The 12935-nt window shown below is 72.9% G+C and carries 10 protein-coding genes; 4 read left to right on the top strand and 6 right to left on the bottom strand.

The features are described 5' to 3' along the window. Window positions 1-37 precede the first annotated feature (37 nt). Window positions 38-2425: a sigma-70 family RNA polymerase sigma factor gene (locus tag BLW84_RS18915; protein WP_245761234.1), complete on the bottom strand. Its 2388-nt coding sequence runs from the start codon at window positions 2423-2425 to the stop codon at window positions 38-40. A 325-nt stretch (window positions 2426-2750) separates the two neighbouring features. Here BLW84_RS18915 and BLW84_RS18920 point away from each other — a divergent pair, with 325 nt between their 5' ends. The 3 genes from BLW84_RS18920 to purE all read left to right on the top strand — a co-directional run bounded on the left by BLW84_RS18920 (window position 2751) and on the right by purE (window position 5331). After that, a complete protein-coding gene (locus BLW84_RS18920) occupies window positions 2751-3425 on the top strand; it encodes a hypothetical protein (protein WP_245761235.1) in 675 nt (224 codons plus the stop codon). A 162-nt stretch (window positions 3426-3587) separates the two neighbouring features. Continuing rightward, window positions 3588-4772, top strand: a complete 1185-nt coding sequence (locus BLW84_RS18925; RefSeq protein WP_093267082.1) for a 5-(carboxyamino)imidazole ribonucleotide synthase — start codon at window positions 3588-3590, stop codon at window positions 4770-4772. A 73-nt stretch (window positions 4773-4845) separates the two neighbouring features. Then, window positions 4846-5331 carry a 5-(carboxyamino)imidazole ribonucleotide mutase gene (gene purE, locus BLW84_RS18930; RefSeq protein WP_093267161.1) on the top strand — a complete coding sequence of 162 codons (486 nt, stop codon included), beginning with the start codon at window positions 4846-4848 and terminating at the stop codon, window positions 5329-5331. Between the two features lie 234 nt (window positions 5332-5565). Here the strand turns inward: purE and BLW84_RS18935 are convergent, their stop codons facing one another. Then, window positions 5566-6348, bottom strand: coding sequence for a thioesterase family protein (locus BLW84_RS18935; RefSeq protein ID WP_093267083.1), 783 nt, complete (start codon window positions 6346-6348; stop codon window positions 5566-5568). Window positions 6349-6534: 186 nt separating this feature from the next. On the opposite strand from BLW84_RS18935, the gene BLW84_RS18940 reads away from it, so the two are divergent. Further along, window positions 6535-6960, top strand: a complete 426-nt coding sequence (locus tag BLW84_RS18940) for a DoxX family protein (RefSeq protein WP_093267085.1) — start codon at window positions 6535-6537, stop codon at window positions 6958-6960. Between the two features lie 64 nt (window positions 6961-7024). On the opposite strand, the gene BLW84_RS18945 is transcribed toward BLW84_RS18940, so the two are convergent. The 4 genes from BLW84_RS18945 to BLW84_RS18960 form a co-directional block, all read right to left on the bottom strand. Then, window positions 7025-7738 carry a TIGR03089 family protein gene (locus BLW84_RS18945; RefSeq protein ID WP_093267086.1) on the bottom strand — a complete coding sequence of 238 codons (714 nt, stop codon included), beginning with the start codon at window positions 7736-7738 and terminating at the stop codon, window positions 7025-7027. Window positions 7739-7924: 186 nt separating this feature from the next. Next, the gene (locus BLW84_RS18950) at window positions 7925-10516 is read right to left on the bottom strand and encodes a helix-turn-helix transcriptional regulator (protein WP_093267088.1); all 2592 of its coding nucleotides are present in this window, start codon (window positions 10514-10516) and stop codon (window positions 7925-7927) included. Window positions 10517-10550: 34 nt separating this feature from the next. After that, window positions 10551-11528, bottom strand: a complete 978-nt coding sequence (locus BLW84_RS18955) for an SDR family NAD(P)-dependent oxidoreductase (RefSeq protein ID WP_093267089.1) — start codon at window positions 11526-11528, stop codon at window positions 10551-10553. A 201-nt stretch (window positions 11529-11729) separates the two neighbouring features. Then, window positions 11730-12911: an LCP family protein gene (locus BLW84_RS18960; protein ID WP_093267091.1), complete on the bottom strand. Its 1182-nt coding sequence runs from the start codon at window positions 12909-12911 to the stop codon at window positions 11730-11732. Window positions 12912-12935: the final 24 nt, after the last annotated feature.

Raw genomic sequence — 12935 nt, forward strand, 5'->3', positions numbered from 1 at the left:
CTCCGACCGGGCGAGCCCAGTCGCCGAATTACCTCGGTCAGTGCGGCTGTGACGTTGACCCCGTCGTCGAACTGCTCGGCGGTGCCGAACTGCTCGTGGGCGGCGTCGTGCTGCTGGTCGGCGGCGTCGACGTGGTCGGTGGCGTCGTGGCCGGCGGTGTGGTGGTCGGTGGCGTGGTGGTCGTCGAGCTGCTCGGCGGCGCGGTCGTCGTCGGAACGGGCGCATCCGGCAGCGACGGGTTCACCGACGGCCACGGCAACCAGCAGTGCGGCGGGCGCTGGTCCCATTCCCACGGCGGCCGATCGCCCCAGCCCGGCCACGGGCATTCCGGCGTGGTGCTGGTGGTCGGCGGTTCGGGTTCGGGCGGCGTCGGCAGCCACGGGAACCAGAGCCGCACGGTCACCGGGTCGCTGTCGTCGGCCGACCCCAGCGCCGCGGCCACCGGGATGGTCACCTCGCGGATGATCCAGCCGTCCTCCGGGACCGGACCGGTCGTCGCCGGCGAGAGCAGGCCCACCGGCCGCGGGAGCTCTGGCCGCGGGAATCCCGGCAGCGCGGTCACCCACGCCTCGCTGTGGAAGGACTTGCCGGGCGCCAGCTCGGCGGCGCACCGGATCCGGCCCGGTTCGAGGTCGCACATCGGCGACAGCCCGGTCGCCTCCACGCCCGGCGGCAGCTCGGCCACGGCCTCGGCGCGCCCGGTGCTGGTCCCGGTGTTGCGCACGTCGATCGCGATCCGGCTGCACAGCCAGGGCAGGTTGCCCAGGGTGTCGTGGCCGTCGCAGAGCCGCAGCCCGCCCGCGTTCCAGGAGGAGCTCCGGACGTCCACGCCGTCGACCGGCGTCGGCGGCTGGATCACGACCGGGACCATCGGCAGTCGCAGCTGGATCTCGATGCCCGCGCTGATGCTCGCGGTGATCTCGCCGCCGGTCGCGGACTCGTCGGCCTGGATGCGGTAGTCGAAGACGAAGGACTCGCCGGGCCGCAGGCCGCGATCGGTGGTGCAGGTGATCGAGCCGGAGCCGTTCGTGCAGCTCACCAAGGGTGCGTCCGGGGCCGGCGCGCGAACCGGGATCGACGACGCGACCCGGCTCTGCGGGCTCGTCGAGGCGGGCCCGGACCGGATGGCGTTCGGCAGCTGCGCGGACACGCCCGGCGGCAGCTTCAGCGTGGAGATGACCGGCTCGGACGGTCCGGAGCCGCTGTTGTTCACCGTGATCGGCAACGCGACCGGATCGCCGCCGGCGATCAGTCGGATCGGCTCGGCCGGCCCCGAAGCGTTCAGCACCGGCGTCGCCGCAGGCGGAGCCGGTGGTGGTGGCGCGGGTGCCGGCCGCGAGGTGGGCGGCTGGGGCGTCGGAGCCGGTGGCTTAGCCGCCGGAGGCTCCGGAGCCGGAACCGGTGGCGGCTGGGCGGCGGCCGGCGGCGGCGCAGCCTGCGCGACCGGCACGGACTGGTCGGTGCCGGAGGCCAAGGCGAGGGCGACGGCCGCGGCCAGCACCGCCGTCGCAGCCCCGGCGGTGACCGCCTGACGCGCCCCGGCGCTGGCGGCACCCGCCGCACCGGAGGCGCTGCCTGCGGCGACTGCCGCACCGGCGGCCGCTCCGCTGGAGGACGAGAGGGCGAGGTAGCCGGTGACCGACCCGCCGAGCACCAGCGGCGCGATGATGACGCGCAGCGCACCGTTGACGTCGGCGAGCTCCGCGGCCAGCGCGCGGCAGCGGTCGCAGCCGTCGAGATGCGTCTCGACCTGGGCGGTTTCGCGTTTGGACAGCCCGCCCCTGGTCCACGCGCCGAGCCGGTCGACCGCGGCCCGGCACTGCTCGACGCCCGCCTCGGCAGCGTCCAGCTGCGCGAGGTGAACCTGCAGGTAGGCCTGGCGGAGCCCTTCGCGAGCCCGGTAGGCGAGCGCGGAAACGCCGTTGGGCGTCAGGCCGAGCAGCGGCGCCACCTGCGCCGGCGTCTGGCCTTCGATCTCGATGTGCCACAGCACGGTCTGCCAGCGCTCCGGCAGCCGGGTGAACGCCTGCGCGGCGAGCGTGCGCTCCAGCCCGGCGACCGCGGTGTCGGTGAACGGCACGCTCACGTCGGCGCCGGACACCTCCGCGACGTCGTCGGCGAGCTGCACCTTGCGTTCGCGGCGGGTCCGGTCGTACGCGGTGTGCCGCAGGGCGGTCAGCAGGTAGGCGCGGAAGGCGGTGTTCGGGCCGCGCCCGCCGCGAAGCGTGTCGAGCACCTTCGCGAAGGCCTCGGAGACCAGGTCGTCGGCCTCGGCCGGGGACTTCGCGACCTGCCGCGCCATGTTGTACGCCGCGCCGACGTGCCGCTCGTACAGCTGCGCGTAGGCCGCGGACGAGCCGCTGCGGACCTCTTCCAGCAGCTCGGTGTCGCTGGGCCCTTGCACTTCCGCCGGTACTGTCGCCACGCCGCACCTTCCTCCCCGCAGGGACGTTCGCCGATTCCCGTTCGTTGTAGGGAGTCGTCTACGGCCGATGTCTGACGTGTCAAAGCTGAAGATTATTGTGATCTAGATCTTATTGCCCGCGCCATCTACTCCACCGTCATGGGCGACGAATTGCCCCGTCCCGTTGACGAGGTGTTGAAAAGGAGGGGCGTTGAGCATGAGGGAGTGGCCGCTTAGGTGTGACGCGACGACGGTGGATGGGCGTCGCCGTGCACTGCGATCCCGCTGGCGAACCGCCAGCCTCGCCGCGGGTTGGCCGTTTCCGAGCGATTGGGAATCGGAGGCGGTGGACGCGGTGTGCGCGGCGGTCGTGGCGAGGGACAGCCTGGCGGAATCGCTGGCCGATCTCGGCGCGTCCCGGGCAGAGGCGGGCGTCGGGCTCGCCGGGACGTTGCAGGACCTCGCCGCGCTGCACGCGGTGTCGTCCGGCTGGCACGACGGGCTGGTGTCCGCCGACCCGGACGCGGTGCCGGCCGCGATGGTGCGCGCCGCCGCGCTGGGCTGGTCCGACGTGGTGGCCCGGATCTCGGTCGGGCGGGAGGTGGAGGACCCGCTCACGGGCCTGACCACCGCCGGCTACCTGCGCACCCGGCTGCACGAGGTGTACCGGGCGGCCCGCGCCGAGGGGCGCCCGGCCGGGAACGGGCACGTGCTGGTCACCGTCTCGCTCGGCGCCACCGGCGACGACTACCCCCGGATGATGGCGATGGTGCTGATCGCCGACGCGCTGCGGACCGTGTTCGACGGCGGGGAGACGACGTCGCTGCTGCGGTCCGCGACGGCGGTGGTGCTGGCGCAGCGCGACCGGCTGCTGCCCGCCCGCTGCATCCAGGCGCGCTGGACGATCCAGCACCGCCTGGCGGCGGATCCGGCCCTGCGCGGCTGCGGCCCGGTGCTCCTGCGCGAGGACGTCCTGCCGGACGGTCACGACGAGGCGTGCCAGCTGCTGGCGTCCCTGTGACCGCAGTTTCGACCGAAAGTCTCCGGTCGCCCGGGACGCCGGTGTCCTCCAGTTTCAATTGAAACTGGAGGACCGATTTCCGCGCGCCTCCGCGCTGTGAGGTGGGTCGCGTCGGGAGGTCCCGGCGCTGGTGCGGGCCGGTCGCCGCTCTAGGCTGACGGCGTGGACCACCGCACCGGAACCCCAGTCGTCGGCATGATCGGTGGCGGGCAGCTCGCGAGGATGACCCACCAGGCCGCGATCCCGTTGGGGCAGTCGCTGAAGGTGCTGGCTACCTCGGCGGACGACGCCGCGGCACTCGTTGCGCCGAACGTGGAGATCGGCCACCACGCCGACCTCGAGGCGCTGAAGAACTTCGCGCAGGGGTGCGACGTGGTCACCTTCGACCACGAGCACGTGCCCGGCGAGCACCTCCGCGCGCTGGCCGCGTCCGGTGTCTCCGTGCAGCCCGGGCCGGATGCCCTGCTGCACGCGCAGGACAAGCTCGTGATGCGCCGCAAGCTCGCCGAACTCGGCCTCCCGGTGCCGCCGTTCGCCGAGGTCACCTCGGCCGGCGACGTGCTCAAGTTCGGCGCGGAGCACGGCTGGCCGTGCGTGCTGAAGACCGCCCGCGGCGGTTACGACGGGCGCGGCGTGTGGGTGCTCGACACCCCGGACGGCGCCAAGCGCACCGTCACCGAGCTGCTGGAGAGCGGTTCGCAGCTGCTCGTCGAGCAGTGCGTGCCGCTGCGCCGGGAGCTCGCCGCGCTGGTCGCGCGCTCGCCGTTCGGGCAGGGCGCGGCGTGGCCGCTGGTGGAGACGGTGCAGGAGGACGGCATCTGCGTGCAGGTGCTCGCCCCGGCCCCCGACGCCTCGCCGGAGCTGATCGAGCAGGCCCAGGACCTCGCCCTGAAGATCGCCGAGTCGCTCGACGTGACCGGCGTGCTCGCGGTCGAGCTGTTCGAGACCACCAACGGCCTGGTGATCAACGAGCTGGCGATGCGCCCGCACAACTCCGGGCACTGGACCATCGAGGGCTCCCGCACCTCGCAGTTCGAGCAGCACCTGCGGGCAGTGCTCGACTACCCGCTGGGCAGCACCGAACCGACCGCGCCGGCCGTGGTGATGGCCAACCTGCTGGGCTCGCCGACCGAGCCGAAGATGGGCGTGGACGAGCGGCTGCACCACCTGTTCGCCCGCTACCCGCACGCGAAGGTCCACCTGTACGGCAAGAGCGAGCGCCCGGGGCGCAAGCTCGGCCACATCACCGTGCTCGGCGACCGGATGGATGAGGTTCGGGAGCAGGCGCGGCTGGCCGCGCACTGGCTGTCGCACGCCGAGTGGCTCGACGGCCACGAGATCCACTGACACAGCACCCGCACGACGCAGCGAAGCGAGAGGTCCGAGCGTGGCAGGCGAGAATCCACTGGTCGGTTTGATCATGGGCAGCGACTCCGACTGGCCGGTGATGCAGGCCGCGGCCGACGCGCTCACCGAGTTCGACGTGCCGTTCGAGGCCGGCGTCTACTCCGCGCACCGCACGCCGCAGCGGATGCTCGACTACGCTCGCACCGCGGTCGACCGCGGCATCCGGGTGATCATCGCCGGGGCGGGCGGCGCGGCGCACCTGCCGGGCATGGTCGCCTCGGCGACGGTGCTGCCGGTGATCGGCGTCCCGGTGCCCCTGAAGTACCTCGACGGCATGGACTCGCTGCTGTCGATCGTGCAGATGCCGGCCGGTGTGCCGGTGGCGACGGTGTCGGTGGGCGGCGCGCGCAACGCGGGCCTGCTCGCGGTCCGGACGCTGGCGGCGGACTCCGGCGAGCTGGGCGCCCGGCTGCGCGCGGACATGGCCAAGTTCCAGGCGGACCTGGAGACGATGGTCCTCGACAAGCACGCTGCCCTCCAGCAGAAGGCCCACGGCTGACGGGTTTGATCTCTTTTCCTTGAAGCGGCGCAGCCGCTTGGCCCACCCTCGCAACTCGCACCGCCGCGGGTTCTCAGGCTGGGCGCCCTTCGGGGCTACTGGGCGAGGCCAGTCCCCGAAGCCGCGTATTGGTCATACGCAAGTCGGGGATCCCGGAGTCCAGACGGCGGCCGTAACTCCCGCAGGGGGCCGCCACCCGCACCGCCACGCAAAACGAGCCTGGAAATGGTTGTTTCAGCCGAGTTGGTTGACCATCACCGCCTCGTGGGCGTTGCCGATCGGGCCGCGCTCGTCGTACAGGCGGGCGCTGGCCACGCCGATGCCGGTGGGCTGCACGTCCCGCCGGATCTCCATGCCGAGCCATTCGCCTTCGAACGGCCGGTGCAGGTAGAGCGTGATGTCGGTGTTGATCCACGGCCCGAAGATCGGCCCGACCGGGCTGGCCGCGCTGATGCAGTCGACGAGCACCGCGACGTGACCGAGCTGGCTCAGCGGCTCGCCGGGCAGCAGCGGTAGCGGCATCCGCATCCACGCCCGGCTGGTGCCGGTCGCGCTCTGGTCCGCCACCCACCGCACCTGCACCACGTCGTGCACGCCCCAGCGCAGGCCGAGTTCCGGCGGCAGCAGGTGACCGTCGGCGATCCCGTCCGGGCCGGGGAACGGCACCGCCTCGTCGGGCCCCGGTCCGTCCACATCGGAATGGCGCAGCAGCTGGGCGGTGGCGTGCGCGACGTCCTTGTCGCCGGCGGTGAGGGTCGCCTCGACGACGTGCAGCCGCTTTCCGGTCCGAAGTGGACGGACGGCTGCGGCGAGCGGGGTGCGGGGCACCGGCCGCATCAGGTCGACGGTGAGCCGGGCGACGAACAGGTCGGGGTCGTTGGTGTGCCGCTCGACGGCGCGGGCGAGCAGCCCGGCGACCGGGCCGCCGCCGGTCAGCTCGCCCCACGGGTTGCCCGCCGCTTCGCTGGGGACGAACAGCTCGCCGTCGAGGTGGAAAAGGGCCTGGTTGTCGCGCATTCCCCGATGTTACCCGTCGGTAGTAACGAGGTGGTACTGGTCGTTTGCCAGTTTTCTGGCGAGTTGTCGCGGAATGGTTCCACACTGCGGGACGCGTGTGAGCATCTTCTCGACGGGGATAATTGTTTGAAGCTTCATGTACATTTTTGGTGACGCCGCCAGATACCGACTTCGAAAGGTTTCCCCATGCAGCACAGCCTTCGTGACGTGACGATCCTGGTCGCGCGCCTCGTCGTGGGTGCGACGTTCCTCGCGCACGCCTACCAGAAGTGGGTGCTCTACGGAATTGACAACGTCGTCGCTTCGTTCGGCAAGATGGGCCTGCCCGCGGTCGCGGCGTGGTTCACCGCGCTGGTCGAGCTTTTCGGTGGCCTCGGACTGATCCTGGGTGTGCTGATGCCGGTCGCCGGTACCCTGCTCGCGGCGGTCATGGTGGGCGCGCTGTTCACCGCGCACCTCAGCGGCGGGTTCTTCCTGTCGGACGGCGGCTTCGAGTACGTGCTGGTGCTCGCGGCGGCCAGCCTCGCGCTGGGCTTCAGCGGCTCGCGCTTCACGCTCACCGGCCTGTTCTCCGGCAAGTCCGCGGGTAGCCGCGAGAAGGCAGTGGCCTGATCAAAGGCGAAGGGCGCCTCCGGTCATCCTGGCTGGAGGCGCCCTTCGTGCGTCGGGCCGCCGGTTATGCGGTCAGGTCGACGGTGATGCGCTCGTCGGCGCGGCGCTGGTCCAGCTTCTGCGGGTCGGGATTGGTGCAGTGCACCAGGGACGCCCGCGCGGACAGCACGGTGAGCAGGCCGTCCACGACCCCGCCCGGCAGTTGCCATTCCAATGTGGACAGAACGCGGTCGTCGCGGCCGATGCGCAGGGCCTCGGCGCGCCGCCGGGCCTCGGCCAGCAGGTCCTCGACCGACAGGTTCAGCAGCGCCGGGTCGTCGCCACCGACCGGCGACAGCGGGCTGAAGTCGTCGCCGTGCACGCGGATGTCCGACACGTAGTCGGCGACGCCGCCCGGCAGGCCGCGCACCGGCGCGCCGAGCGCGTCCAGGCCCACGGCGGCGATGGTGTGCGCGCCCTTGCCGCTGTCCAGGTCGGATGCCGGGACGAACGCCACCTCGGCGCCCTGCGGGTCGTCGGTGATGTGCGCCCCGCACCACCAGGCGCCCAGCAGCACCCCGACGGTCTGCCAGTGCGCGGGCAGCGCCACCAGCACCGGCGCGCCCGGCTCCAGGTCGAGCTCGTCGACCAGCCAGTTCGCCGTCTTCGCCGCCCAGTTCGCGGTGGTCGCGCGGGACAGCTCGATGCGTGCCCCGGTGGCGTCGTCGTAGTGCGTGATCAGCGGTTTCGGCGCTCCGCCGGCCAGCAGCGGACCGAGCAGTGCCTGGGTAACGCTCATGCCGCGAGCCTAAGGGGTGGTGGCAAACTCGTATTGCGTGGCGGTCCCCTGCGCGAGGTGCGGTCCCCGACTCGTGTACGACCAATACGCGGCGCTGGGGACTGACCGCGCCTAGTAGCCCTGAGCCTGAGAACCCGCGGCGGTGCGAGCCGAGTCCCACCCCGCATTCCGAACGGACCTCCAGCGTCACGGTTCGAGGTCGAAGCCGCGGAGCTGTCCCCGGCCGGCGATGCCGAGCTTCGGGAACACCTTGTGCAGGTGGTATCCGACGGTCCGGTGGCTGATGAACAACCGCGCGGCGATCTCGCGATTGCTCAGCCCCCGGGCGGCGAGCGCGGCGACTTCGCGCTCCTGCGCGGTCAGCGCCGCGACGTCGCCGCGAGGTGCCGACCCGCCGCACGCGCGCAGCTCGCCGCGGGCGCGCTCCGCCCATTGCCGCGCTCCCAGGCTCTCGAACAGGTCGATGCCGACCCGCAGCTCGGCGCGGGCTTCCGCGGGCCGCCGTTCGCGGCGCAACCACTGGCCGTGCAGGAGCGAACCGCGGGCCCGCTCGAACGGGAAGTCGTCGACGTCCGATGTGGACAGTCGGTAGTGCTGCTCCGAATCCTCGGCCAGCGCCCGGCAGCGGTGCAGAACCGCTTGCAACCACGACGGATTCGACGGATCGATCGAGATCTCGGCGATTCGCTCCACTCGTCCGGCCCGGACATGAGCCTCGACGGCGTCGGCGGCGGCCAGCCGGGCGATGTGCTCGTGGGCCGTCGGCAGGCCCGGCGCGGACAGCGCGGCCAACCGGTCGCTCGCCTGCTCGACATCGCCGGATGCCAGCTCCGATACCGCCAATGCCCAGGTCGCCTGCGCGGCGGCGAGGTTGTTGTGCACCGGCGTGGCGCGCTCCAGGGCGAGTCGCGCGTGCCGTCGGCAGCCCGAGGCATCACCACGCCAGGCTGCTAGCAGCGCGAGTTGGGACAGGAAATCGGCCTCGCGCGGCTGCTGACCGGTGTCGCGAGCCAGGTGGAGGCCCTCCTCGGCGTGCTCGGCGGCGTCCGCCCACAACCCGAGTCGGCACTCCAGCTCCACCAGCCACGGCAGCGCGATCGCCGAGATGGCCAGCATGCCCGTGGTGCGCAGCTGCTCGTGGGCGGCAAGCCCGAATTCCCTGGCCGCCCAAGGGTCCCGGCCGAACCGGTTGAGCAGCATCGGCAGCAGCCAGCGGTGCGCGCCCGAACGGCGGACCGACTCGGGCGCGGCCTCGAACACCTCCCACGGCTCGGCGTCGACGACCCGCAGTTCCAGCACGTCCGCGAGCCACCGGCCGTAGTCCCGGAACCCGGGCAGGTCGGCCACCTGCCGGGCCAGTCGGCGGGCGTCGCCGAGCCGGTCGGCGTGCAGCGCCGCGTCGGCGGCCAGGAAGAACAGCTCCCCGGCCTGGTCGGGCAGGTGGGCTGCCCGCGCGTGGCGGCGCAGGAAGTGCAGGGCCATGACCTGATCGCTGCTGTAGAGCTCGACGAGGCCGCGGGTGCGCACCTGCGTCGGGGTGTTCCCGCTGATCCGCGACAACAGCGTGCGTGCCAGCCCGGCGTGACCGGACTTCCAGGCGACGTGCGCCGCCGCCGCGGTCCGGCGCTCCTGATCGGCCTCGGCCGGGCTCAACCGGGCCGCGTGCAGCAGGACCGAAGCGGTCGCGGCAAGACCGCCGCGCGCTTCCGCGTCGTGCGCGTCGGTTTCGAGCTCGGCGGCGAGCGCCTCGTCCGGCCCGGCCGTCGCCAGGCAGCGGTGCCAGCGGGCGCGAGGCGGATCGGTGGCGGCCAGGGCGGCGGCGATCCGCCGGTGCGCCCGGCCGATCTGGCTGCTGGTCGCCGACGAGTAGGTCGCCGCGCGGGCCAGCGGATGCGCGAAGCGCAGGCGTCCGCCGGAGACCTCGACGAGCCCGGCCTGCTCCGCCGGATCGAGCGGGCCGCCGAGACTCTCGACCAGGTCGAGGCGCCCGGTGTCGTCGGCCGCGGCGATCAACAGTGCCGCTTGCGTCTCCGTCGGGAGCGCCTGGAGCTGCGCGGTGAACGCGGCTCGCAGCGCCGAGTCGACCGGCACGGTTCCGGAGAGCGCGTCGAGCGCCAGCCGGCCCCGGTCCGCGCTGCGCCCCAGCGTGGTCAGCGCGAGCGGGTTCCCGGCGGTGGCGGCGACGAGCCGGTCGCGGGTCGGCCCGTCGACGGGCGTGCCGAGCTCGTCGAGCAGCCGCGCCGCGTTTTCACCGTCCAGCCCGGAAAGCCGCAGTTCGGCGAGCCCGGCGCTGTCCACCGCGCGCGGAGCGGGATCGCGCACCGCGAAGAGCATGCCGATCGGCCGGTCCGCCAGCCGCCGCGCGGCGAACAGCAGCGCGGTCATCGAGGCGCGGTCGACATCGTGCGCATCGTCCACGACGACCAGCACCGGAGTCCGTTCGGCGAGCCGGTTCAGCAGCCCCAGCACGGCGGCGCAGACCAGCCGGTCCGTCGTCTCGCCGGATGCCGTGCCCAGGGCCCGGCGCAGCGCATCCGCCTGCGGCTCGGGCAGCCCGCCGATCTCGTCCAGCGCCGGGAGGAGGAGCTGGTGCAGTCCGCTGAACGCGATCTCGACCTCGGATTCCACCCCGCTCGCGCGGAGCACCCGGCCCGGCGCGCCGGATACGACCTCGGCCAGCAGCGTGCTCTTGCCGATTCCGGCTTCGCCGCGGATCACCAGCGCGCCGCCGGTCGCGACGCCACTTACCACGCGCAGTTCCTCGTCCCGGCCGATCACACCACCAGCTTAGGAACCGCTCGCGCGGGAGCGGTCACGACGGAATGCCGGGCGGCATCCGCATCTTGCCGCCCCGGCTCGGCCCGCCGCCGACCTCGACCGACGAGCCCGTCATGTAGCCGAAGTCGTCGCCGGCCATCGCCAGCACCGCCCGCGCGATCTCCTCCGGCGCGGCCATCCGTTCCAGGGCGCTGACGTTGAGCGGCCCCCACGCGTCCCGGAACGCCGGCCACACCGCGTCCGGGATGCCCGGCGGCCGGACGAACGCGGTGTCCGTGGTGCCGGGCAGGATCGCGTTGACCCGGATGCCCCGCGTGCCGTAGTCCAGCGACGCGGCCTGCACGATGCCCTCGATCGCGCGTTTGCTCGCGGTGTAAGCGGTTCCGCCCGGACGCGTCGAACCGGAGGATGTGCAGATGATCACGCCGCCGCCGCGGGCGAGCAGGTGCGGCACCTCGTACTTGATCGACAGGAAGACGCCGCGCTCGTTGGTCAGGTGCACGTCGTCGAAGTCCTCCGGCCGCATCTCGTGCAGCGGCGCGGTCTTCGTGATGCCGGCGTTGTTGAACGCGATGTCCAGCCCGCCGAAGCGGCGCGCGGTCTCGTCGACGAAGTGCTGCAGCTGCTCGGGAATCCGCACATCGGCGGGCAGGTAGACGGCGTCGCCCCCGGACGCGCGGATCTCCGCCTCGACCTGCCTGCCCAGCTCGGTGCGCCGCCCGCAGAACGACACCCGGGCGCCCTCGGCGGCGAAGGCCAGCGCGGTGGCCCGCCCGATGCCGGACGTCCCGCCGGTGATCAGCACGGCCTTGCCGGCGAACCGCCCGCTGGGCGCGGCGGCGGGAGCGGGCCGGGTGGCGGGCCCGGCGAGGTAGGCGGGCAGCGCCGAGCCGGTCACGGTGCCGACGGCGCCCACCGCGGCTCCGGCGGTGGCGATGCCGAGCAGCGCGCGGCGGCTCCGCCGTGCCGGTCGGGTGGTGGTTTCCTCTTCGGGGACAGGGGAATTCGTCATGATGCCGGTGCTGGACCTTTCCGGGAAGCGATGTCGCCACCAGCTTCCCGGCGGAGCCCGCCGCCGCCATCTGTCAGAACGACCAGTCCCCACGCGCGGGACAGTGCTCCTCGCAGCGGCCAGCCGGGAGTCCGCTGAGCGCGTCGGTTTCGCGCGAAATCGCCACCACGCACCGCATTCGGAGGAATCCGGTGCCCGAGGTCAGTTGACGCAGGGGATCCCGCCGTCGGAGGTGATCGGCTGCTGGGCGTGCGCCGTGCCGTCCAGGCGCAGCCGGGCCGCCGGCGCCAGGCGCGGCGGGTCCGCGCTGGTCAGCTGCTCGAAGAAGCCCTGCGCCGCAGCCGGATCCACGTTGATGATGTACTGCCCGCGGTCGTCGCGGGCGCCCGAGTCGGACACCGGCAGCGTCACGAACGTGACCCGCCCGGCGGCCAGTTCCTGCATCTGCTGCACGAAACCCAGCGGGTCCCAGCCCTCGTCGAGCACCACCGCGCGGCGGGTCGCCTGCACCAGGTCGTTGATCATCCCCGGGTCGGTGAGGGTGCCGGTGGACAGCACCTTGTTCGCCAGCCCGGCCATGAACACCTGCTGGCGCACGATCCGGTCCAGGTCGCCGCGCGGCAGGCCGTGCCGCTGCCGGACGAACGCCAGCGCGTCGCCGCCGCTGATGGTGTGCCGCCCGGCGGCGAAATCGGCGCCGGAGTCCTTGTCGCTGGTGGCCTGCTGCAGGCAGACGTCGACGCCGCCGACTGCCTCGGTGAGCTCGAAGAACCCGACCAGGTTGAGCTCGGCGTAGTGGTCGATGCGCACCCCGGTGAGGCCCTGCACGGTCTGCACCAGCGCGCGCTGCCCGGCGAGCCGCGCGGCGTGCTCGATCTCCGCCTCCGGCACGCCGTCACCCCGAAGTTTCTCCGCGGTGGCGCTCTTCGCCAGCCCGTAGACGGCGTTGATCTTCTCCGGCCGGCTGCCCGGCACATCGGTGTAGGTGTCGCGCGGGATGGAAACCGCGGTCGGCTGCGCGGTGTTGTGCGGGATCCGGATCACCACGAGGCTGTCGGTGTTCAGGCCGCCGACGGCCTCGGTGCGCAGCTGCTTCAGCACGCTTTCCGGCAGCGGGTTGCCCTGCGCGTCGGTGCGGCTGTCGCTGCCGACCAGCAGCACGTCCGTCGCGCCGTCGTCGGCGGGCGGCCCCGGCGGCGCGTCCGCGAGCACCTTGGCGGAGCTGACGTCGCTGAGCCGGTCCACCACGATCCAGCCGATGGCGGTGAGGGCGAGCACGACGGCCGAAACCAGCGCGAGGAGGCTGCGCCCGGCGATGCGGATCCCGGTCCGCTGCGGGCCGATCGGCTCCGCCGCTGCCGGTTCCCGTTCCGGTTCGCCCACGTCGTTCCCCCAACCCGTTGCGTG

Origin of the sequence: Saccharopolyspora shandongensis, assembly GCF_900106995.1 — a bacterium.
Lineage (GTDB): Bacteria > Actinomycetota > Actinomycetes > Mycobacteriales > Pseudonocardiaceae > Saccharopolyspora > Saccharopolyspora shandongensis.

What these genes read in the sequence shown, in the direction of transcription:
- purE (WP_093267161.1), top strand. Translation starts at nt 4,846, where the DNA reads ATGGGCAGCGACTCCGACTGGCCGGTGATGCAGGCCGCGGCCGACGCG.
- BLW84_RS18935 (WP_093267083.1), bottom strand. Translation starts at nt 6,348, where the DNA reads ATGCGCGACAACCAGGCCCTTTTCCACCTCGACGGCGAGCTGTTCGTC.
- BLW84_RS18940 (WP_093267085.1), top strand. Translation starts at nt 6,535, where the DNA reads ATGCAGCACAGCCTTCGTGACGTGACGATCCTGGTCGCGCGCCTCGTC.
- BLW84_RS18945 (WP_093267086.1), bottom strand. Translation starts at nt 7,738, where the DNA reads ATGAGCGTTACCCAGGCACTGCTCGGTCCGCTGCTGGCCGGCGGAGCG.
- BLW84_RS18955 (WP_093267089.1), bottom strand. Translation starts at nt 11,528, where the DNA reads ATGACGAATTCCCCTGTCCCCGAAGAGGAAACCACCACCCGACCGGCA.